Genomic DNA, 22,347 nt, shown 5'->3' on the forward strand with positions numbered 1-22,347 from the left:
GACCGGCCACCACAAAAGCGGCATCCAGCGAGCCATCGCACAGCCCTTCCAGCGGTTCGCTGTCCGACTTGAGTTGATAGGCAGCAAACTGCCCGGGTTGCCATCCCATGGCTGTCATCAGGGCCTGGCTGGTGATCTGCTCACCGGCGCCCTTGTTGCCCGGATAGACCCGTTTCCCTTCGATATCTGCCAGGGTGGTGATGCCGCTATTGGGTGCGGCCAGCAGGGTCAATGACTCCTGATAGAGGCGAAACAGGCTGCGCAGCTCATTGTTGGCCCCCTGCCCACTGAAGGGACCGGTGCCGTGCAGGGCGTGGTGCAACACATCGGATTGCACCAGTGCCAGCTGTACGTCCCCCTTGTCGAGTGCCTTGATGTTGGCCATCGAGCCACGGGTGCTCTGCACGGTGCAGCTGTCCCCATGCAGGGCATGGCCGGCATTGAGCACCCGACAGATGGCGCCACCGGTCGGGTAGTAGACCCCATTGAGCGGGCCCGTTCCGATAGTCAGCGCCTGGCTGCCAAAGGGGAGCAGCGCAGAGAGTGCACAGAGTGGGAGCAGAAGGTGATGCAAGATCCGTAGAGACATAATTGACCGTTGACTGAGTTGACCGCTGGCTGATGACACAGGGGAAAAAGGGATGGGGCTTGCCCATCCCGTTGCTGGCTGATCAGGGCTTGTTGTTGAGGATTGCCCGCTCCATCCGCGCCAGCGCGTCGGTCAGCCGTGCCCTGGTGCAGCCGAAGTTGAGCCGCACGAACTGACCGTCGCCAAACTGGGCGCCGGGGGAGAGACCAACGCCGGCCTGCTCGAAGAAGGCGATAGGATCGGCAAGGCCAAGGGCGCTCACATCGATCCAGGCCAGATACGTCGCCTGATGGTTGGCCAGCTTGACGCCGGGCCAGCGGGCAACCGCCTGCTGGATCAGGGCCAGATTGGCCGCCAGATAGTCGAGTTGCTCGGTCAGCCACTGTTCGCCACCCTCATAGGCCGCTTCGGCGGCGACAAAGCCCAGCAGGTTGACGTCGGCGCTGATGCCGCGCATCGCCTGTTGCAGCCTGAAGCGCAGACGGGCGTTGGGGATAATGGCGAAGGAGCAGCAGAGACCAGCGATATTGAAGGTCTTGCTCGGGGCCATCATCACCGCGCAGCGCTCGGCTGCTTGTGCACTGATGGCGCCGTAGGGAATGTGGCGGGCATTCTTATCCAGCAGCAGATCGCAGTGGATTTCATCGGAGCAGATCACCAGATTGTGGCGCGCAGCGATGGCATCGATGGCCAGCAGCTCGTCACGGGTGAAGATGGTGCCGCCCGGGTTGTGGGGGTTGCAGAGCAGCAGCAGATCTGCGGCGGGAGCCTGATGCTCCAGCTCTTCAAGATCCAGCACCCAGCGACCGGCTTCTTCAATCATCGGCACGGTAAGCAGGGGACGATCATTGAAGCCCGGCGCCTGCAGGAAGGGGTAGTAGACCGGCTTGGGGGTGATGATACCGCGGCCATGCTGGCTCCACGCCTTGCAGGCAAGGTTGAGCCCCGGCACCACGCCGGGCAGGAACACCAGCCATTCGGGCTCGATGGCCCAGCCATAGCGGGTCGCCATCCGTTCGATAATGAGTTCGATCAGGCGCGGCGAGGGGCGTGAATAGCCGAAAATGCCGTGGGCAACCCGTTTGGTCAACGCCTCGATCACGGACGGGGGGGAGACAAAGTCGGTATCGGCAACCCACATGGGCAGCACATCCTGACCCTTGTACTTGTCCCATTTCAGGCTCATGGTGCCACTGCGGTCTACTTCCTGATCAAAATCAAACATGCGAACTCCTTGTGCTGGCAGGATGGGCTTTCACTCTACGGGGTCGCGGCCTCCCTCGCAAGGCGCACACCCGCTTATGCCATCCTTGAGCCCGCTCTTGATAGTGACATAAGATAGGCGCCGAATTTTCATACGGCTGCCGCCCGTTAGCCCGTATCGTCCTTCCAATCAGTGGTAACCCTATGAGCTTGTCGATAGCGGCGGTCAAACGCCCGGACCCCGTCTCTCTTTCATTTCTGGCTGTGACCTTCATGACCGGCGTCGCGGTGGCACTGCAGGTGCCTACCTTAAGTCTGTTTCTGGCCGAAGAGGTGCAGGTGCGCCCCTTTCTGGTCGGGCTCTTCTATACCATCAATGCGGTGGTGGGCATTCTGGTCAGCCAATGGCTGGGCCACCGCTCCGACAACAAGGGGGATCGCAAGCGACTGATCCTGCGCTGCTGCTTTGCCGGGGTGGCGCTCTCCTTGCTGTTTGCCTGGAACCGCAACTACTGGCTACTGGCGAGTCTGGGGGTCATGTTGGCGGCGCTGGCGGCCACTGCCAGCCCCCAGTTGTTTGCGCTGGCGCGGGAGTACTCCGACAGCCGCAACCGACGGGCGGACATGTTCAGCTCGGTGATGCGAGCCCAATTTTCGCTGGCCTGGGTCATAGGCCCGCCCATCGCCTTTGCGCTGGCCATCGGCTACGGTTTTGAGCTGATGTATCTGGCCTCGGCACTCGCCTACCTGCTCTGCGCCCTGGTGGTGTGGCGCTGGCTGCCCTCTCTGCCGCTACCCAAAATGGCCGAAGAGACAGAGCGGGTCAGCAGCTGGCGGGATCCGGCGGTGCGGGCGCTCTTTATCGCCTCCACCCTGATGTGGACCTGCAACAGCATGTACCTCATCAATATGCCGCTCTATATCACCCGGGAACTGGGGATGGATGAGAAGCTTGCCGGCATCCTGATGGGTACGGCGGCGGCGCTGGAGATCCCCTTCATGCTGCTGGCGGGTTATTACACGGCGCGCTTTGGCAAGCGCCCCATGATGTTGCTGGCGGTACTGGCTGGCGCGGCCTTTTACACAGGTCTGGTGACCCTCACCGATCAATACGCCCTGATCGCCTTGCAGCTGTTCAACGCCATCTTCATTGGTATCGTGGCGGGGATCGGCATGTCTTATTTTCAGGATCTGATGCCGGGGCGGGCCGGGGTAGCGACCACCCTGTTTGCCAACAGCATCCGCACCGGCTCCATCATGGCGGGGGCCATCGCCGGTGTGGTGGCGGAGGTGTGGAGTTTCCACGGGGTCTTTATGGTTGCGCTGGGATTGGCACTGGTAGCACTGGCCGCCAGCTGGCGGGTGCCCAACGTCTGACGGGGGGCTGGCTGTTATTTGTCGTGCTGGGGCTGGGCGTGCGGGAGCAGCGATGATTCGCCCTGATATTCGTTGCGCAGGCAGCGCAGCAGCAGCTCGGTCGCTGGGCCGAGGGATTCGGGGGAGAGGGTCAGCAAGTAGGTGTAGAGGTGGCGCTCGTTGCCGCTCTCCAGATCCAGCTGTATGAGTGACCCTTCTGCCAGCTCCCGCTCTACCAGATGGCGCGGCAGCCAGGCATAGCCGAGGCCAAGGCGCAGCATGGCGAGCACTTCGTGGTAGTGGGTCGCCTTCCAGCCGGTGTCATCCGCATCGTTCCAGTCCACCGAGCGGTGAATGGGGGGATGCAGGCTGATCTGGTTGTGGCCGGTCAGCACATCGCTGCGGATGGCCCCCTCCTCCTGTGCCAGCGGATGGCTGGCGGCGCAGAGCGGCAGCAGGCACACCTCGTCCAGCAGCAGACCGGTGCGATCGCCGGGCAGGTGCTCGGAGAGCATCAGATCCCCCGGTTGCAGGGCGTTGAAGTGGCAGTGAATGCGTTCGTGCAGGTTGACCCGGCAACCCCGGCTGCGGGGATAGAAGCTGGCCAAGGCCCGATAGAGGCGATCCCTTGGTTGCAGCGCCGAGACATAGAGGTTGATCTGCGGCTCCCACTGCCGCTCCAGGTTGTTGGCCAGATTTTCCAGCTCTTCCACCTGTTGGCTCAACTGACGGGCCCGCTTGAGGAAGATCTCGCCCGCCGGCGTCAGCACCGCCTTGCGGCCGCGCACCTCCAGCAAGGGCACCCCCAGACTTTGCTGCAACTTTGCAACCGCATGATTGAGGGAGGACTGGCTCTTGTTCAGCGCCTCGGCCGCCTGGGCGTAGCCGCCGCAGTCGACCACCGCCTGAAAGATCCGCCATTGCTCAAACGTGCTCTTGGGACGAAACATAGTTCAACCTGATTGGAGATAGGATGGTCAGTGGTTCGAACATGGAGCCTGTGCCCCCTATTCAATTTAACCCTTGCCGCACAACACTCTGGGTATTTTATTGATTTATTTGGGCTGGGCCACGCAACTTGTTTATTTTGGCTGAGCCACAAAGGTCTGGCCGGTTTTGCCGCGGCTGTCGGACCCCATCAGGTAGAGGTAGAGCGGCATCAGGTCGGCCGGGGTCTTGAGGTTCATGGGATCTTCCGCCGGGAAGGCGCTGGCGCGCATCTTGGTGCGGGTACCGCCCGGGTTGAGGGTATTGACCCGCACACCGGTGTTTTCCAGCTCGTCGGCCAGCACTTCCATCATCCCCTCGATGGCAAATTTGGAGATGGCATAGGTGCCCCAGTAGGCGCGCCCCTTGCGTCCCACGCTGGAGGAGGTGTAGACGATGGAGGCATCGCCCTGCGCCTTGGCGGTCTGGCGCAGCAGCGGAAGCAGCGCCTGGGTCAGCAGGAATTCCGATTTGACGTTGACCTGCATTACTTCGTCCCACTCCTTCTCCTGAATGTGTTCAAACGGAGAGAGGGTGCCGAGCAGACCGGCATTGAACAGCACGCCGTCGAGGCGGCCAAACTGCTGGGCGAAGGTTTCGGCCATGCCGCGGTAGTGGGCGGCGGTGGCCCCTTTCAGATCCACCGGCACGATGGCGGGCAGCGGATAACCGGCCGCTTCAATCTGGTCATACACGGCTTCGAGTTTGGCGCTGGTGCGGCCGAGCAGGATCACGGTGGCACCGTGAGCGGCGTAGGTGAGGGCGGCTTCGCGGCCGATCCCGTCGCCGGCACCGGTGACCAGAATGACTTTATCCTTGAGCAGATCGCGGGGTGCCTGATAATCGAGCATGACAACTCCTGTTAACAAATTCCGGCCATAAGTGCATGGCAATCGGCGCCAAGTGTACTGATCCGTGCGCCCGTTTGACCAGCCAGCGGCAAGAAAAATGTGAAGAAAATAGAGAGGTTGTGATGCTCGGGTTGGTTTTTCCGGGCACTGGCTGCGATTTTTTGCGCGCATTCGCCAAACTCCCTAGAATGTGACGAAAACCGATCCATTCTGGAGTCCATCGTGACATTTCTGACCGAATATGGCCTGTTTCTGGCCAAGACAGTGACCTTCCTGCTGGCCATCGGCGCCATCATCCTGATGATCGTCAGCACTCGCCAGCCGAAAGCGCGCAAGGGTGAGCTGGTGGTGAGCGATCTCTCGAGCGAGCTGGAGCAGGGGCAGTTTGCGCTCAAGAGCGCGCTTGCCAGCAAGGCTGAGCGCAAGGTGCTGGAAAAGCAGCAGAAAGAGGAGCAGAAAAAGCGCGCCAAGGCCGGTGATGAGCGCAGCCGCCTGTTCGTGCTCGACTTCAACGGCAGCATGGATGCCAAAGAGGTGGCCTCCCTGCGCGAGGAGGTGAGTGCGGTGATTGGTGTCGCCCAGCCCGGCGACGAGGTGCTGCTGCGGCTTGAATCCGGTGGTGGCGTAGTGCATGGCTACGGCTTGGCCGCTTCCCAGCTGCAGCGGCTGCGCGATCGTGACATCAAGCTCACCGTGGCTATCGATAAGGTGGCGGCGAGCGGCGGCTACATGATGGCCTGCGTGGCGGACAAGATCCTGGCTGCCCCCTTTGCCATCGTCGGCTCCATCGGGGTGATCGCCCAGATGCCGAACTTCAACAAGTTGTTGAAAAAGCACGACATCGAATTCGAGATGCACACCGCCGGTCAGTATAAGCGCACCATCACCATGTTCGGTGAGAACGACGATCTGGGGCGCGAGAAGTTTCGTGAGGAGCTGGCGGCGATCCACGAGCGCTTCAAGGCCTTTGTGGCAGAACACCGCCCGCAACTCGATATCGATCAGGTCACGACCGGCGAGCACTGGCTGGCGAGTCAGGCCAAGGGGCTGGGGTTGGTGGATACCCTCTGCACCAGCGATGACTACCTGCTGGCGCAGGCCAGCCACCACAAGGTGATCGGCATCAGCTATCGCAAGCCAAAAAGCCTGACCCAGAAGCTGGGGCAGCAGGGCGCGCAGGCGCTGGAAGCCGGACTGGGGCGGCTGTGGCAGCAGAGCCCCTGGCGCTAGCCAGAGGGAAATCCCGCGATAAAAAGGCCAGCCGATGCCCACCGGCTGGCCTTTTTGCATCCGGTTGCTCCTTGCTGGTGGGCGAGGGTTGTTTCTATTGAGGCCCTCTGTTACAACTGAATGCTTTCCCCGTTTATGACAGGATCTTGTGGTAAGAGCTGCGGGGCATGGAGCATAGCGATGTCATGGAGCACCTTCAGGCAATTTACCCCGCTGGTCTGGATCGTCATTCTGGGCACCTTCATGGTGCGTACCAGCTACTACATGGTGTGGCCCTTCCTCTCCATTCTGCTCTATCGGGAGTATGACCTCTCGGCCACCTTCATCGGCCTGCTGCTGGGGGGCTCAATGGCCCTCTCTACCCTGGTCAGTTTTTACGGTGGCTGGCTCTCTGATCGCTTCGGGCGGCGCAGCATACTGCTGGCCGGTTGTCTGGTGGCGATGCTCTGTTTCGGTCTGCTCGGTTTTTCGCACGAGGTGTTCTGGCTCGGGGTCGGGGTGATGGGCAGCGGCCTATCGTCGGGACTCATCGATGCCCCTGGCAAGGCGTTGATGGCTGACAGTCTGGCCTCGGCCAAAGCGCGGGAGCTGGCACTGCACCTGCGCTATTTTCTGCTCAACCTGGGGGCCGCGTTGGGGCCGCTGCTCGGGGTGACCCTCGGGATCAACGCCCAGCAGGAGACCTTCCTGTTTCTGGTGGTGAGCTATCTGTTGTTGGCGCTAGCCTTTGGCTTGGGATTTCGCCGGGCTGGCAGCACAGGCAAGCCGGGGACTGCCGGGCCCGGCTTACGGGATGCCATCAAGGTGTTGCTGGCGGATCGCGCCTTCCTGCTGCTGGTGATGGCCAATCTCCTGATGGTGCTGGTCTACTCCCAGTTTCACTCGCCGCTGGTGCAATACCTGACCCGGGCCGGTATGCCGCAGGTGGCCGAGCTGGTTGCTCTGCTGGTGGCGACCAATGCCCTGACCGTGGTGCTGCTGCAGTTTCCGCTGCTGCGGTTGTTGTCACGCTGGCCGGTGCGGGTACGGCTTCATATCGGCATGGCGCTCTTTCTGGCGGCCCAGCTGCTCTTCGCGCTGGGGGACCCGATGGTGCGCAGCCACTGGTTTGGCGCCGTGCTGCTGCTCAGCATCGGCGAGACCATCCTGTTCCCCCTGCTCAACGTGCTGATCGACCAGATGGCCCCCACCCACCTCAAGGGAAGCTATTTTGGCGCCAGTGCACTGGCCGGGTTGGGAGGGGCCGCAGGTGCCCTGCTGGGCGGCTGGATCCTCGAACAGTGGAGCGGCCAGTTGCTCTATGTGCTGATGGCGCTGCTTTGTGTGGCGATTTTTGCGCTCTATGAGTGGGGGGCCAGAGTACAGCGTCCCGCTGCGGCCACGTCTGTGGTTGAGCGGAGCTGACCCGGTTAACGCGGGGATCTGTGATGCTGAATGTTCAGTGCGTGCTACCCGGAGTCTTCTCTTTGAGCGCCTTCTTGGCTGCGTACATCCTCTCGTCGGCGAGCCGGATCAGGTTTAGCCCGTCGTCGTAGTGCTCCGGCCCGGTCTGCACTATGCCGATACTGAGGGTGAGATCGCCCAACTGCTCCTTGACGGTGTTGACCAATCGTTTGAGATAGATATCCCGCGCCTGACTCTCGTTGCAGTTGGGCAGGATCAGGCAGAACTCATCTCCGCCATAACGAAAGCAGCTGTCTTCGGCGCGAAAGACCTGACGGATGCAGTGGCCAACGATGCGCAGGATCTCGTCTCCGCGCTGGTGACCCTCGGTATCGTTGATTTGCTTGAAGTTGTCGATATCGAGATAGGCGATGGCCATGGGTTCGGCACGGCGCTGACAGGTGCGCAGGCTCAGCAGCAACAGCTCGTTGAGGTGGCGAACGTTGAGCAATCCGGTCAGAGCATCGGTGCGGTTCAGCTCCTCCAGTTGTTTGGTACGCTCGCGTACTTTCTGCTCCAGACTCTTGGCATAGTTCTCAGACTTCTCTCTGGAGGACTCTATTTCCGACACCAGACTGCGAATATAGGTTTCGAAGACCAGGGTGATGTCGAACAGAAAGAGTTTGTCCAGTGCCGCCAGCATGGCGAGGCGCTCCGGTTCATCGTGGAGTTGCTCGAACATATCTTCGATAAGCAGGGCCTTGAGGGTGTTGATGGCGGCCAGATAGAGCTTGGGTTCGACCCCGATCCGCTTGTGAACAAGCCCGATCCGGAGCCGGTTGTTGACGTACTCCAGATCGTAATGGCCGCTGAAGAGATCGAGCACATAACGCCGTTGCGCGGTGCGCAGCCGGATGAGAGTGTCGGCATCGCCGATCAGCAGGGCGATTTCGGTGATGGCTGTCTGTTGCTGGTAGAAGCGATCCACCAGGGCATCGATCCGTGGCTCTATCTTGCTGCAGTAACTTGCCAGCCGCGCCACATCCTGTTCATTGAGCAGCAATAACTCCTTGCGATGAGCAATCTCGAATTCGGTGATCCTCATCTGCTCAAGCAGAGTCTGTTCGGTCGGATTCATCGTCGTCCTCGCTCTATGGCTGGGCGTTGTGCTGTCCGTGAGGTGGGACAAGCAAGAAAGAGTCTCAATTGATAGTATGGTCAGTTGGACTGGTGGCGCGCGCAATGCCCCCGCGTGGCGGGGGCCATGGAGGGTCATGTGAAGGCTAAAGGGGCAAGAGATCTGGAGGGGGTGATCAGAAGGTCAGCACCTTGTCGGCAGCCAGGGTCCACTGGGCCAGCATCGGCAGGGTGCCGACCTCAATGCCCTCGATCAGTGGCAGGGCGGTGATGCCACGGGCATCGGTGCAGGTCTTGCACAGGCGAATGGTGACGCCTTGTGCCAGCAGGATCTCCAGCATCTGGCGCAGGTTGTACCCTTCGGCCGGAGCCTGACCGGCCAGCGCAGCGCTCACCGCATCTGACATCAGGAACAGCTTCAGGCTGGCACCTCCCTGTTCGTTGAGGGCGATAGCGAGACGCAAGGCGTTGAACAGGGATTCGCTGCCATAGGGGGCCCCGTTGGCAATGACCACAAATTGTTGATTCATAACAGACTCCCGATTGGAAAGAGCGCCATTGTAGAACCAACAGGGTGGCAATAGCGTGATGTTGCACAACTTCTGTCGCACCTTTTTCCCGCTTGCTTGACCCTGCCGCCGATCGAGGTTTTTATGGTCAGCTCGCAAACAAGACCGGATGAATCGAGATGTGGAAAGTATTGGGAGCCGGCTTGCTGCTGTTGGCGGGTCAGGCCTTTGGCAGTGAGGCGGTTGGTTGCAAGGCCCGTCTGCAGGCCGTCAACGACCAGCTGGTGTTTGCCAAAGCACACAACAATGCCGGGCAGATTGCCGGGCTCGAACAGGCAGCGCGCAATATCAAGGCCAACTGTACTGATGAAGGTCTGCTCAAGGAGCAGAAAGAGCGGGTTAACAAACTGCGCGGCGAGGTGGACGAGCGCCTGCTCGAGCTGCAGGAGGCGAGAGTCAGTGGCAAACCGGAGAAGATTGCCAAGCGGCAGGCCAAGCTGGAGGAGTCCCAGACCCGGATGCTGGAGGCCCAGCGTGAGCTGGACAAACTGATCCGGCTGGTCGGCAAGTGATGGCCAGCCGCTGCACGCAGGATCAAAAAAGGCCGATTGCTCGGCCTTTTTTTCGTTTTACGGTCTGTGCATCAGCTACTGCCTGTGCATCCGCACAAATTTTTCCATCAGCTGATCTTCGGTCTCCACATGAGCGGGATCCCAGATGATGCAGTCGATAGGGCAGACACTGATGCAGGTCGGCTTCTCATAGTGACCGACGCACTCGGTGCAGCGACTGGGGTCGATCTCGTAGATCTCCTCACCCAGGCTGATAGCCTGGTTGGGGCACTCGGGATCGCACATGTCACAGTTGATGCACTTGTCGGTGATGAGCAGCGCCATCTCAGGCCGCCGTGTGCGGGTTGCGGGTATCCTGGCTGTCGCCCAGATTGCGCAGCAGGATGCCGTAGTTCACATCCAGATCTTTCGGGACCGGCACATAGACCACGTGACCGTTGCCCGGCGCGGTATCGATAAGCTCCCCTTTGCGGTTCTCCATCTGCTCCAGATTGAAACGGACGTTGCCCTGCGGGGTCATCAGCTCCAGGTTGTTGCCCACCAGGAACTTGTTCTTCACCTCGACCTCGACCATGTCACCTTTGCGACCGGTGATCTCGCCGACAAACTGCTGGGTGTCGGAGACGGAATAGCCGTAGTCGTAGTTCTGGTATTCGCTGTGGTTGTGACGGCGCAGGAAGCCCTCGGTGTAGCCGCGGTGGGCCAGATTTTCGAGGGTGCCCATCAGGCTGCGGTCAAACGGACGACCTGCCACTGCATCGTCGATGGCCTTGCGATAGACCTGAGCGGTACGGGCGCAGTAGTAGAAGGATTTGGTGCGCCCTTCGATTTTCAGGGAATGAACGCCCATCTTGGTCAGTCGCTCGACGTGCTCGACCGCGCGCAAGTCCTTGGAGTTCATGATGTAGGTGCCGTGTTCGTCTTCGAACGCGCTCATGTACTCGCCCGGGCGGTTGGACTCTTCCAGCAGCACTAAGGCATCGGTCGGTTTGCCAAGGCCTAGCGTGTTGTCCGGACGCACTGCGATGGGCTCCTGACGGTGGACGATCTGGCCCACGTCATCTTCTTTACCTTCGTGCACCTTGTACTCCCAGCGGCAGGAGTTGGTGCAGGTGCCCTGGTTGGGGTCACGCTTGTTGATATAGCCGGAGAGCAGGCAGCGGCCGGAGTAGGCCATGCACAGCGCCCCGTGGACGAACACCTCCAGCTCCATCTCCGGTACCTGCATGCGGATCTCTTCGATCTCGTCCAGCGACAGCTCGCGGGAGAGGATGGCGCGGGTAAGGCCCATCTGATGCCAGAACTTCACCGTGGCCCAGTTGACCGCGTTGGCCTGCACCGACAGATGAATGGGCATATCCGGGAAGGCTTCGCGCATCATCATGATAAGACCGGGGTCGGACATGATCAGCGCATCCGGCTTCATCTCCACCACAGGGCGCATATCGCGGATAAAGGTCTTGAGCTTGGAGTTGTGGGGCTGGATGTTGGCCACCACATAGAACTGCTTGCCCAGCGCATGGGCTTCGTTGATGCCCAGCTGCAGGTTTTCGTGATCGAATTCGTTGTTGCGCACCCGCAGACTGTAGCGGGGCTGACCGGCATAGACGGCATCGGCGCCATAGGCATAGGCGTAACGCATGTTCTTGAGGGAACCTGCGGGGGAGAGCAATTCTGGTTTAAACATGGCGGACTCTTTATATCTGATTGCAAATCAGGACGATGCCACCTGATGGCATCGTAGTGGTTGAGTTGCGGTGCAAGATGCCCTTCGAGAGGAGGCTCAATGCAGCGCGACCCGATGACGGCATATCCGGGGTTATCTAAAGAAGATGCGCCGGATATTCGGGGTGCGAGATTGTACTCGCCCCCACGTCATCATGCAATTTGGCAGGAAATTGTTGGCTGTGCGAGCCAATAGGATGCCGATATGAAACAGCCGCTCAGGCCCAACGGGAGAGGGGGGCGGGCATGGCGTAGACGTAACCCTGTTGATAGTCACAGCCGAGCTGGTCGGCAATCTCTATATGGGTCTGGTTTTCCACCCCTTCGCACACCACCTTCATGCCGAGTCGCTGCAGGTACTCCACCAGTCCGGTCAGCATGCGCAAGGCATGGCTACTCTTGACCGCCTGTAGCAGCAGGGAGCGATCCAGCTTGATGATCTCGTAGGGGAGCGCCATCACTCGCTGGAAGTTGCACTCCTGGGTGCCAAAGTCATCGCAGGCGATTTGGGCACCGTGGCTGCGCAGTACCTCGATCAGGGCCAACTCCTTGCGCTCTAGCGGGGCGTACTCCACCACCTCGAACCAGATTGCGATATCCAGCTTGCGGGCCTGCAAGAGAGTGAGTAACAGCAGGTTCTTATAGGTAGGGCTCTCAAAAGCAGGGTTGAGGTTTATCGAGAGGGAGCAAGGAGCATGGCGTGCCAGCACGGGCAGATCACGCCAAATGGCTCTGAGCATAACGATATCCACATGCAGGTACTCTTCATTGCTGAGAGAGGGAAAGTCTATTCCTTGATAGCGTTGCTGGCGGGGTTCCCAGCGTCTGGCCAGCGCCTCAAAGCCGATGATCTGGCGATCCCGGTCAACAATTGGCTGATAAAAGGGCACGGCAATGTCCGCTGTCGTCAGGGATACCACGTCACTGACCGGAAACTCTTCTTTAAACGCAAACATGGCTCTTCCCTGTTGACGGATATGGCTTCGGATAATAGGGGATAATGTTGAAAGCTGGCTGTAGGAATCGTCTGATTGTTTGCGGGAAAAATATTTTGGTAGCATCAGATTATTCCGATTAAGTCCGGAGTGTTGACTGTTTAAACTTGCCTCAATGACGACTCGCTGAGCCAAATATGATCATTGGGCGATAAACGTATATTGACTATATTGAATATATTGACGTCATCTATTTTGCAAAGCCTGCTATGAAGGCGCTACTCTCAATTGTTTTTACAGTGTGATTACCATTCATGAATAAAATTTTAATTGTATTGCTGCTTATATTCAGCGGCAGTGCCTTGGCATCGCCGGATATTAGCGTTGGTACCTTATATGACTATATGTCTGCAGAAAAAACGACTCTGCTCAAGCGGGTTAGAAATCTTGGCGATGAGTCGGCCTTTGTCAAAATAACGCTAGCCGAAATTGTATATAGTGCCGATGGTATACCCAAGGAGCGGGAATTACCTGAGGAGGGCGTTCGCCAGTTGGTGACCAGTCCATCACGGCTGATTATTCCAGCTGGTGGCTCACAGGCTACCCGCTTTATCTATATGGGAGAGCGGGAACATGAGCGTTATTTTCGGGTGCGTTTTGTACCGGTCAAACCACAGGGTGATGAAATAACCGAATTGCCACCACGACAGCAAATTAGCGCTGGGGTCAGCATCATGACCGGTTTTGGCACCATTCTGTTTGTGGCCCCCAAAGAGACCCGTTATGACACCCGGATTGACCGTGAAAATGGTGTTCTCTATGTGGAGAACCGGGGCAATGCCACCGTTATTCTCGATTATCTGGAACTGTGTGGCGAAAAAGAGAGGTCATGCAGTCAACCGGAGAAGATGCATCTGCTGCCCGGCGTTAAAAAGCGGGTTAGTCAAGAGGCAACCCAGACGGTTCGTTTTGAACTGATCGAAGGGAAAAAATCGGTATTCAGGGAGTTCAAGCTCTGAATCTCGATATATCACAAGAACGACAATCACACCTGAAGGAGTGGCTATGAAGATGTTATCGCTTTTTCCCGCCCTGTTGTTGGCGAGCGGTTCGCTGATGGCGGCCGAGCGTATCGAGCATACGGTGACGGTAACGGCGCAGATCCCGACTGACAAGTTTTACGTGCAACCTGTGGGAGACTGGATGAGTACCCCGCAAAAACTGACCTTCAACCCCTTTAATCAGCAGCTGGAGCCATTAGCCAAGCAGTTGGAGATGAAGAGCACGCTTGGCTCCATCAAGGGTTATCTGGTCTATCCCGCCACCATGGCCAGCGGCAAGGAGAGCATCGGTTTGACGGTCAAGGTCGGAGGTGTCGCACTGACCACCACATCCACCGAGCTGTTGACCCAGGCGGATGCCAATACCGGCAAACAGGTCGGGCTGGAGGTTATTCCGGCCGTGGCACCAACTGGTGGCTACAAGCCCGGCAACTATCAGGGGATTGTCAGCATGATGTTTGAATCGGAGGCACCGCCTGCTCAAGGCAGCTGACATGAGTATGTGGGGGTCATCAGACCCCCTTTAATTGAGATCCCAGGCATTCAGGTTGCATTTCATGGTTCGTTATCTTCTTCTCTTGCTCGGGTCGTTGCTCTCTGTCTCACTGGCGGCGGCAGACCCGGCACTGTTGCTGCAACAGGCGCGGCAGTTGCCAGAGGGGTTTGAAGAGCACTTTTTTGGCGTTCCCCTGATGGTGCGGGTGACCGTGGACGATCGCCTGCTGGGTGATGGGGAAGTGCTGCTAGGGCGCGATAACTCGGTACAACTGCTCTCACTGGTGGATGTGCAGGAGAGCGAGTTTGACGAGGGGGCGCGTGAACGCTGGCTGACTAGGTTGGGATCGCACCTGCCGCTCGGCGAGTGCAGCCGTGCCTGTCCCGAAGGCATTGTGGGATTGCAATACAGCCTGGAGGAGTCCCAGCTCTCGGTGCTGACCGGTGAGGTAGAACAGGAGGCGCGGGATCAGCGTTTTATCGCAGTGCCTGGGGACAGCAAGGGGTTGCTGGTCCAGAACCAGCTGAACCTGGTGCAGGGCCCCCAGCGCAATGGACACTACAACCTGCAGCTGGAGGGCAGCTGGGGGCAGTGGACCCCCTTTATGGAGGGGGATGCCACCTGGCAGGAGGGGCAATCGAGTGAAGTGGGCCTGGCTCAGCTTTATGGCGAGCGGCTCCATGAGGCCAATTTTTATCGTCTCGGCTTCTTCTTTCCCTCGGCGCAGGGGTTGGTGCGTCAGCCCAACTACTACAGTGGCGCGACCCCCACAGTGCTCGGGATGATGTGGGGCAGCTCGGATCTGCTGCGCCGGGAGCGCGGGGTCCCCAGTCTGGCGCCGATCCAGGTGGCACCGGCCCGGCCGGGCATGGTGGAGATCTATCGTGATGGCAACCTGATCCAGTCCCAGCCGGTCGTATCGGGTTTGCAGGCACTTGATACCCGATCGCTGCCCGGAGGTATCTACGAGGTAGAACTGCGGTTGCTGGAGGATGGTCAGGAGACCCGCCGTTGGCGCGAAATGATCTACAAACCCTCCAACTGGCAGACGCCGGAGGAGCCGTGGCGCTTCAACCTGTTTGCCGGGCGTCAGACCCGCTGGCTGGTACGTCAAGGCGATAGCGATTTGGAGGGGGCCAGTGGCGGCGCTGCGATGAACCACCTGTTGCTTCCTTCGTTGGTGGTGGGGGCGGGTAGCCAGTATGTGGGCAGACGGACCCAGCACGCCCTCTCGCTCGACTGGGAGGCGACCAGTCAGCTTCACGGCTTTGCCTCCCTCAACCAGAGTGTTGGCATGGGGTGGGGTTACGATCTGCAGGGGATCTACTGGCATGGCAACAGCAGTCTGGTGGCCAGCCATTCGCGCAATCTGCGCAAGCAGGGGGAGGCGAGTTCAGTGTCCAGCCTGTCACTGCAGCAGTCGCTGGAAAAGTGGGGATCCCTCGGTGTCTATCTCTCTCACCAGTCTGGTCGTGGCAACGGCGCTGATGTGGGGTGGCACTACAGTGACCGCCTGTGGGGGCGTTGGGTGACCTGGGGCGTGACCCTGTTCGATCGTCCTGGCAGCGAAAGCACGGCGCAGCAGCGGGATCGCGGCAGCACATTCAGTCTGACCGTCAACCTGGGCGGACAGGATCGCCAGTTGTCGTTGGGGCTGGGCAGCAATACTTCCCGCTCGGGCGGAGCCCAGCGCAGCGCCTATCTCAATTATCAGCAGGAGGTGGACTGGGGGCCGCTGCGTCAGGTCAGCGTCGGTAGCACCCACGACAGCTATGGTACCGGTCTATCCGGTTATGGCCGCTTCGCCGCGCCCTGGTTGGGTGGCGACCTGTTTGCCCAGCACTCCTCCTATAACGAACAGGTGACTGGCGGTATCAATCTGGAGAGCGTGGTGGCACTGGGGCGGGAGGGGGATCTGGCGCTCGGTTCTCGAGAGATGGGCGACATGGGCAATGAGGCGGCGATGATCCTTGATATCGAGGCCGATGACGAGGCGGCGCGGATCCGGGTCAGCGACGATCTGGGTAGCGTACAGGCTCTGGGACCCGGTCGCCATCTGGTCTCTGTGCCCGCCTTGCAAAGTGGCGCCTTGCAACTGGAGATGGCCGATCACGAAGGGACACCACTCACCATCAAACCCAGTGTGCTTCCCTATCACCTTAATCGTGGCGGGGTTGGCTATGGGCAAGTGAATGCGGTGAGCACAGTCACAGTGATAGGTCGTCTGCTGGACGAGCAAAATCAGCCACTACGTGGCGCCATGGTCAGCAACCCCATAGGGCGGGCATTTACAGAAAATGACGGCTTCTTTGCGCTGGAGGCGAGCCGACGACAGCCGGAATTTAGCGTGGAACATAATGGTACCCTCCATTGCAATAATCCGGCTAGAGAACAAGGCCACATGGATGAGTCGGATATTATTTTATTGGGAGATTTAAGGTGTTCAGCGAGTATTACTGTAAAAAAATAATATCTATGGTTTGTTTTATTATATTTAGTGTGAGCCACTCGGTGCATGCAGAAAAGTTCAACATTATTGCTGAATACATTCCTAATAGTTATGAACACCAAGGTGGTCGCTTTATCAACAAAACATCATGCAGCATGGAATATCCATTTGAACTATATTATTGTAATCCTAAAAAACCGTTGGAAAGTTCAACTATCATTCAATTTCCTGTAGATGTTTTTCGTTCGATTAGATCTAAACAAGGAAAGTCATATTATCTGAGTTATTATAGCCTTTCAGGCCCTAAAAGATTTACTATTACTAATGATAAAGATGGGAGCTCATACGAGCTAATCATGGTACCTACACATATAGGAGTTGAAACAGAAAAAATGCAGCTACCTGGTGGTCACTATAGACCAATGAGTAGAATAAATGGTGACTGTGTTTTTTCGACGGAAAACGCATGGGGAACACCAGCTTTTTCCGAGTTACTGTTACATTCTATTATAACTAGTGCGCAGACTCGTGCAGCTGAGTGTTATTTTTATAGTCCTGAGGATGATTCTGGATATTATTGGATTGACCGTGTAATTTATGGGTTTCGCATTGAGTCACCAAATCCTCTCCAAATGTCAAATGGAAACTACACGGGTAGTTTAAAGTTTTATATTGGTAGACATCAAGACATTGATTTTGGTGATGGAATTTATCAGGGAGTACTAGCGCATGAAATTAGTGTTAAGCTGACCGTTCGTCATCAGCTTAGAGTTGACTTTCCAAAAGGAGAGATGGAAGGGCGAAGCAAAGTGACTTTATTGCCACCTGGTGGGTGGATTAATTTTGCTAATAATGGGAAAAAAGTACCTAATTTATTACATCAAAAGTTACCATTTCGACTTTGGGCCAGTGCGCCATTTACAGTAACTCTGCGCTGCCAATATTTATCTGGAACAGAATGTGGGTTAAAAAATACAAAAGGACATCAAGCAACATTAAATACATATTTTATTAATGGAAATAATGAAGAGTTTAAGATAACTACAATACCATTTAAATTTTCCCCATCGCCGGGAAACCCTATACTTAATGGAGCAAGAAATATTAAATTCATGGTCGTTGGTGATGTAGTCAAAGAAATGATGAAATACCCTGGCTCTACCTATAAAGGAGATGTCACTCTGATATTTGACGCGGCTATTGATTAACAGAGCCCGCTGCTTTTGGCATAGTCAAAAAGGGCGCTATCGCTGCTAATACCCAGTCGCTGCATGGCACTCTTTTTCTGGGTGCTGATGGTTTTAACGCTGCGATGGAGATAGTCGGCAACCTGAGTGACTGACATGCCGCTCGCCAGCAGGCGCACCACTTCACTCTCCTTGGGTGTAAGCGGGTGGGTGTCACCTTGAGCAGAGATTCCGGCATTGGCCAGCAGTGTTTTTACCGTAGGACCAATATAGCGATGACCGAGCAATATCTGGCGAATGGCATCAGCCAGTTCATTGATAACCGATTTTTTCAGTATCAGACCGTTTACCCCAAACTGAATAAGGGATTGCAAGATTGCGCTGTTCTGGATTTGGGTCAGCACAATAATGGACAGGTTTGGATAATCCCTACGCAACTGCTGGATCATCACCAGACCATCGCAGCGGATATCACCCGGCATGCTGAAATCAGTGATCAGCAGATCACAATGATGCTGTTGCAATAATTTCAGCAAGTCAGATACCTGATATGCCTCGGCGATCACTTCACAATGGGGTGTTATCTGGTCAATCAGGCTGCGGATCCCGGTCAGAATCAAGGGATGGTCATCGGCAAGAATAATCTTGAAGGACATGGATGAGCCTCTTATAAAACGGTGAATAATATTCAGGCTATCAAAACTAACATTTCTATACTACCGTGCGCACCCCATTTTTTCAGGTGCTTATATCTTTTGATAAATATATTTGAATCGTTATGCTTATATATTATTCGCTTATGTTATTAATCAAACGATTCATAATTTTTGTCTCTGTTTTTTTCTTGACGCCTGCCGTATTGGCGGAATCTGGTTCCTCTGTCCCAACGATTGAAGTGGGCATATTGGCCGGAGGGTGGGGCCCTTTTCAGCAGTGGGATGGCAAGGTCGCCGCCGGCTTTAGTGTTGAATTGATGGAACAATTGGCCAAAAAGCTGGACTACCGGATTGCCTGGCAGGTCTACCCTGACTGGGAAGCCATGTATGCCGATGCCTGCAGTGGCAAGCTGGATATCCTGCTCGACGCGTTTAACTCTGAGGTGCGCCAGTGTGTCACCTATAGCCTGCCTTACTACACCTCGCCAACCGTGGTGGTGGTGCGCCAGGACAGTGCCCTGTTTCGGGATGTGAGCCGGTTGCACTCCGCCAGCATTGCCATCGAAAAAGGTTTTCTGACCGAGAAGCTGGTGAAGCTGCATTATCCCAATGTCACACCGCGGCTCTTTGTCGATACACGCCGTGCATTGCAGGCGGTTGAACAAGGGCGAGCAGATGCCTATATCGGCAACCTACACGTGGCCAATCTGTTTATCGAGCGTCACCCTGCACTAGCAGTGGTCGCCCAGTCGCCCTTGTTGATGGAAACCCTTCACCTTGGTATTGCCAGCCAGAAACACACCCTTGCCATCCGGCTTGATACGGCCATTCAGGCGCTGACAGTCGAGGCGCGCAGTGAACTGGAGAAACGCTGGCTGGGGGAGAGTCTGGAGCCCCATTTTATGGGGCACAGTAATTTCTTGCTGCGTCCTGATGAGCGTGGCTGACTCTCGACACTGCCACCGCTAAAGCTGGGGTTACTCCCCGGCTGGGTACCCTTCTCTTACCGCGATGAGGATGGAAATACGGTTGGTTTGATGGCAGACCACCTGGCGTTGCTGCAAGAGAAGTTGGGTCTGGCATACCACAGTGTGCCGGTGTCGAGCTGGCCCGATCTGCAGCAGTTGCTGCTGCATCACGAGATAGACTTGGCGGTATTACCCACCCGCATTATCGAGCGGTTGGTGGGCTGGCATGCCAGCGAGTCCTTTGCATCATTCCCGTTGGTACTGGTGACGGCTCGAGGCAGTCTTCCGATCGGGGATCTCTCCGATCTGGCCGGTAAAGAGCTGTTGCTGACCGACAGCATGCTGATCCCCGAACTCAGGGCAATGGTGCCCGACCTGAAATTGACCACGACCCGTGATGCCAGCGAGGGGCTCGCCCGTGTTGCCGCTGGAGAAGGAGATGCCTATATCGGCAATCTGGTGGTGGTCTCCCGTCTTATCACCGAGCAGTTTGATGAACTACTCCATATCGCCGCCCCAACCCCTTTCAAGGATGAGCTAGCCGTAGCGGTACGTGAGCCGTATGGTCCCTTGCTGCCTTTGGTCAACCGGGTGTTTGCCAGCATGAGTGACAAGGAGAAACGGCAGATCCGCAACAGCTGGCTGGCGCTCAATTACAGCGAAGGGATCCCCAGAGCGAAACTGGTGCGCACCCTGCTGCCCGCCGGGGTGGCGATCACGCTTTTTATTCTCGTTCTGTCGGTGGCTTACTGGCGGCTGCGTCAGGAGATAGTCCGGCGTCATCAGGTTGAGGCAGCACTCGCCAGAGCCAAGACCAAGGCGGAGTCTGCCGCCACCCAGAAAGGGGAGTTTCTGGCCACCATGAGCCACGAAATTCGCACGCCCATGAATGGCATTGTCGGTATGGCGGAGCAGCTCACCTTTACCGAGCTGACCCAGGATCAGCGCCAGATGGTCGAGGTTATCAACCGCGGTGCCCAGGGGTTGCATGCGCTGATCGACAACGTGCTCGACTTCGCCAAGCTGGAAGCGGGCAAGATGCAGCTCGAAGAGGCCCCTTTTCTCATCCGTGAATTGATCGACAGCGTGCTGACCATGACGGTGAGCGAGGTGCATCGCAAGGGGTTGCGCGTCTATCTCTGGGCGGATGCCGGTGTGGCGGCCCGGGTAAGCGGTGATGCGCTGCGTCTGCGCCAGATCCTCTTCAACTTTGTCAGCAATGCCATCAAGTTCACCGAGCGGGGCTTTATCGAAATCTCGGTGCAATTGCTGGCACAAGGGGAGGAGCAACAGCAATTGCGCTTCGGCGTGCGCGACAGCGGTATCGGTATGAGCCCAGAGGCGCTTGGCCGGATCTTCAATGCCTTTGAGCAGGCAGAGAGCTCCACCACCCGCAGTTATGGTGGTACTGGCTTGGGGCTAAGTATCTGCCAGACCCTTGCCACCTTGATGGGTGGTGAGATCCGGCTGGAGAGTGCCCCTGGGCTAGGCACTTTCATCAGCCTGACGGTTACGTTGCCAGTGCTTGCACAGCGAGAGCCGGATCTTCGTCTCAATGGCGTGCAAGCCCATATCGATCTCCATGACGAGAAGCTGTGCCATACCCTGCTGTTGCATCTTGGTGCCTTGGGGGTAACACGAACGTCGGAGTCTGGTGATGCTCAGTTGCGTTTCACAGACCATGAGCTGGTGAGCAACGGGGTCATCCGGGTGCTGCCGCTGGCAACCCCCCTCGGTTATCGCTGTGATGAGAGGGGCTACATCCTCAACAGCAATCCCATGAGCTGGCATGCGGTGCGGGAAGTCTGCTATCGCCAGCTTGGCTTGAGCGATGGGACGGCAACGCAAGGGATCCGAAAGAGCGCGCCCATGCTGCCCTATCGGGTATTGCTTGTGGAAGATAATCCCCTCAACCAGTCGTTGGTGATACGTCAGCTCAGGCAGCTTGAGCTGAGTTGTGATCTGGCAGAGCACGGTCAGCAGGCCCTCGAGATGGTCGCGCAGCATCCCTATGATCTGGTGCTCTGTGACTGCCAGATGCCGGTGATGGATGGATATGAGTTCACCCGCAGGGTGCGGGCGGGTGAGGAGGACGAGCGGCTGCTGATCATCGCCATGACGGCCAATGTGTTGCCGGAGCATGCCACGCGCTGCGTTGCTGCCGGTATGGACGATCTGCTGGGCAAACCGGTGCTGCAGGATGCGCTGCGTCAGATGTTGCAGAAGTGGCAAATTTTACCCGCGCCAACCTTGATTGATGTCGCGGCCATGGCGGCATTCTTTGGGCAAGGTGACAAGTTGCGGCAGATGTTTCCGCTTTTTCGCCAGGAGCTTGAACAGTCGATGACACAGGAGCCTCTCGATGACAATGGATTGGCCAATTGGGTACATCGTCAGGCGGGCACCATCAGTATGATGATGGCGCCGCAGCTGGCTGAACAGGCATGGCGATTGGAAGAAAAAATCCGCCAGTTTGGATCGCCATCTTGTAGTGATGAGGTGACAAGATTTCGTGCCCAATTACAGCAAATCATCGGTGAACTGACGCTATTGAGCGAGAGAGATGGGTACTCAGTTATCGAGGGAGAATTGGAGTAAGGGGAACTGTTCACTCATAAAATTGCGTGGGGTATGGCCATTGCCTGCGGTGGCCAGCCACTCCCAATCCAGTTTTGGTGAGCCGGCTTTGAAGCGCTGATAGGCTACGCCCTGATGGATGGTCAAAAAGAGGGTCGTGGGGAGTCCCAGCTTGTTGCTGTAGCGCACCATCAGCTCGCCCTGATAGTCGTTGCTTATTCTGACTTTGAGCGCCTGCAGTGTCAGACCGGTTGCATGGCCATGCTCGTCCCAGACTTCAAACATGATGTGAATACTCTGATGTTGATGCTGCCACAATCAGCGATATTGAATGCAGTTGCAACTGTCAAATCTGACACGCTCGGGGGAAAATCGGGAGGAGGGCAGAAAGCGAAAACCCGGCGCGAGGCCGGGTTTTCTTGAATGATGGTGGAGGGAGAAGGATTCGAACCTTCGAAGGCAGAGCCGTCAGATTT

The 22,347-nt window shown here is 57.2% G+C and carries 20 protein-coding genes and 1 pseudogene; 9 read left to right on the forward strand and 12 right to left on the reverse strand.

The features are described 5' to 3' along the window. The coding region (locus tag AACS18_RS23155) for a TAXI family TRAP transporter solute-binding subunit (protein WP_374956603.1) at nt 1-589 on the reverse strand (589 nt) is incomplete at its 3' end. An 82-nt stretch (nt 590-671) separates the two neighbouring features. Next, nucleotides 672-1,814, reverse strand: coding sequence for a MalY/PatB family protein (locus AACS18_RS05810; protein ID WP_108612093.1), 1,143 nt, complete (start codon nt 1,812-1,814; stop codon nt 672-674). Nucleotides 1,815-1,996: 182 nt separating this feature from the next. Here AACS18_RS05810 and AACS18_RS05815 point away from each other — a divergent pair, with 182 nt between their 5' ends. Further along, complete coding sequence (locus AACS18_RS05815; protein WP_005334914.1) at nt 1,997-3,169, forward strand: MFS transporter; 1,173 nt, start codon at nt 1,997-1,999, stop codon at nt 3,167-3,169. Nucleotides 3,170-3,183: 14 nt separating this feature from the next. Here the strand turns inward: AACS18_RS05815 and AACS18_RS05820 are convergent, their stop codons facing one another. Continuing rightward, nucleotides 3,184-4,098 carry a LysR family transcriptional regulator gene (locus tag AACS18_RS05820; protein ID WP_108612094.1) on the reverse strand — a complete coding sequence of 305 codons (915 nt, stop codon included), beginning with the start codon at nt 4,096-4,098 and terminating at the stop codon, nt 3,184-3,186. A gap of 132 nt (nt 4,099-4,230) precedes the next feature. Further along, a complete protein-coding gene (locus tag AACS18_RS05825; protein WP_005334909.1) occupies nt 4,231-4,986 on the reverse strand; it encodes a YciK family oxidoreductase in 756 nt (251 codons plus the stop codon). Nucleotides 4,987-5,208: 222 nt separating this feature from the next. Here AACS18_RS05825 and sohB point away from each other — a divergent pair, with 222 nt between their 5' ends. Together sohB and AACS18_RS05835 are read left to right on the forward strand one after the other, a co-directional pair. Further along, on the forward strand, nt 5,209-6,216 hold the full coding sequence (gene sohB / locus AACS18_RS05830) for a protease SohB (protein WP_108612095.1): 1,008 nt from the start codon (nt 5,209-5,211) through the stop codon (nt 6,214-6,216). A 180-nt stretch (nt 6,217-6,396) separates the two neighbouring features. After that, nucleotides 6,397-7,620, forward strand: a complete 1,224-nt coding sequence (locus AACS18_RS05835) for an MFS transporter (protein WP_108612096.1) — start codon at nt 6,397-6,399, stop codon at nt 7,618-7,620. A gap of 34 nt (nt 7,621-7,654) precedes the next feature. On the opposite strand, the gene AACS18_RS05840 is transcribed toward AACS18_RS05835, so the two are convergent. Then, on the reverse strand, nt 7,655-8,737 hold the full coding sequence (locus AACS18_RS05840; RefSeq protein WP_108612097.1) for a protoglobin domain-containing protein: 1,083 nt from the start codon (nt 8,735-8,737) through the stop codon (nt 7,655-7,657). Nucleotides 8,738-8,912: 175 nt separating this feature from the next. Next, nucleotides 8,913-9,266 (reverse strand): DsrE/DsrF/TusD sulfur relay family protein, encoded by a 354-nt coding sequence (locus tag AACS18_RS05845; protein ID WP_108612098.1) that lies wholly within the window; start codon nt 9,264-9,266, stop codon nt 8,913-8,915. 158 nt (nt 9,267-9,424) lie between these two features. On the opposite strand from AACS18_RS05845, the gene AACS18_RS05850 reads away from it, so the two are divergent. Beyond that, nucleotides 9,425-9,817, forward strand: coding sequence for a DUF1090 domain-containing protein (locus AACS18_RS05850; RefSeq protein ID WP_108612099.1), 393 nt, complete (start codon nt 9,425-9,427; stop codon nt 9,815-9,817). Nucleotides 9,818-9,892: 75 nt separating this feature from the next. On the opposite strand, the gene AACS18_RS05855 is transcribed toward AACS18_RS05850, so the two are convergent. The 3 genes from AACS18_RS05855 to AACS18_RS05865 all read right to left on the reverse strand — a co-directional run bounded on the left by AACS18_RS05855 (nt 9,893) and on the right by AACS18_RS05865 (nt 12,498). Beyond that, a complete protein-coding gene (locus tag AACS18_RS05855) occupies nt 9,893-10,141 on the reverse strand; it encodes a YfhL family 4Fe-4S dicluster ferredoxin (protein ID WP_005334896.1) in 249 nt (82 codons plus the stop codon). A gap of 1 nt (nt 10,142) precedes the next feature. After that, on the reverse strand, nt 10,143-11,504 hold the full coding sequence (gene trhP, locus AACS18_RS05860; protein ID WP_005334895.1) for a prephenate-dependent tRNA uridine(34) hydroxylase TrhP: 1,362 nt from the start codon (nt 11,502-11,504) through the stop codon (nt 10,143-10,145). Between the two features lie 256 nt (nt 11,505-11,760). After that, nucleotides 11,761-12,498 (reverse strand): EAL domain-containing protein, encoded by a 738-nt coding sequence (locus AACS18_RS05865; RefSeq protein WP_108612100.1) that lies wholly within the window; start codon nt 12,496-12,498, stop codon nt 11,761-11,763. A 293-nt stretch (nt 12,499-12,791) separates the two neighbouring features. On the opposite strand from AACS18_RS05865, the gene AACS18_RS05870 reads away from it, so the two are divergent. The 4 genes from AACS18_RS05870 (at nt 12,792) to AACS18_RS05885 (ending at nt 17,691) form a co-directional block, all read left to right on the forward strand. Further along, on the forward strand, nt 12,792-13,496 hold the full coding sequence (locus tag AACS18_RS05870; protein WP_108612101.1) for a hypothetical protein: 705 nt from the start codon (nt 12,792-12,794) through the stop codon (nt 13,494-13,496). 46 nt (nt 13,497-13,542) lie between these two features. Beyond that, nucleotides 13,543-14,031, forward strand: a complete 489-nt coding sequence (locus AACS18_RS05875) for a CS1 type fimbrial major subunit (protein ID WP_108612102.1) — start codon at nt 13,543-13,545, stop codon at nt 14,029-14,031. A gap of 64 nt (nt 14,032-14,095) precedes the next feature. Beyond that, entirely contained in the window at nt 14,096-16,504 is a 2,409-nt protein-coding gene (locus tag AACS18_RS05880; RefSeq protein WP_108612103.1) for a TcfC E-set like domain-containing protein, read from the forward strand. Then, on the forward strand, nt 16,474-17,691 hold the full coding sequence (locus tag AACS18_RS05885) for a hypothetical protein (protein ID WP_258228677.1): 1,218 nt from the start codon (nt 16,474-16,476) through the stop codon (nt 17,689-17,691). The genes AACS18_RS05880 and AACS18_RS05885 overlap by 31 nt, the downstream gene beginning before the upstream one ends. Here AACS18_RS05885 and AACS18_RS05890 read toward each other — a convergent pair. Further along, the gene (locus tag AACS18_RS05890) at nt 17,688-18,326 is read right to left on the reverse strand and encodes a response regulator (RefSeq protein ID WP_108612105.1); all 639 of its coding nucleotides are present in this window, start codon (nt 18,324-18,326) and stop codon (nt 17,688-17,690) included. The two genes, AACS18_RS05885 and AACS18_RS05890, sit on opposite strands and share 4 nt — an antisense overlap. A 122-nt stretch (nt 18,327-18,448) precedes the next feature. Here AACS18_RS05890 and AACS18_RS05895 point away from each other — a divergent pair. Next, nucleotides 18,449-21,892, forward strand: a pseudogene (locus AACS18_RS05895) (ATP-binding protein). Here the strand turns inward: AACS18_RS05895 and AACS18_RS05900 are convergent. After that, the gene (locus AACS18_RS05900; protein ID WP_108612106.1) at nt 21,866-22,156 is read right to left on the reverse strand and encodes a hypothetical protein; all 291 of its coding nucleotides are present in this window, start codon (nt 22,154-22,156) and stop codon (nt 21,866-21,868) included. The pseudogene AACS18_RS05895 and the gene AACS18_RS05900 overlap by 27 nt on opposite strands. After that, on the reverse strand, nt 22,114-22,347 hold a 234-nt coding region (locus AACS18_RS23160; RefSeq protein WP_219927958.1), incomplete at its 5' end, for a hypothetical protein. The genes AACS18_RS23160 and AACS18_RS05900, both read right to left, overlap by 43 nt.

It is taken from the genome of Aeromonas sp. HMWF015 (assembly GCF_963878965.1).
Classification (GTDB): domain Bacteria; phylum Pseudomonadota; class Gammaproteobacteria; order Enterobacterales; family Aeromonadaceae; genus Aeromonas; species Aeromonas veronii.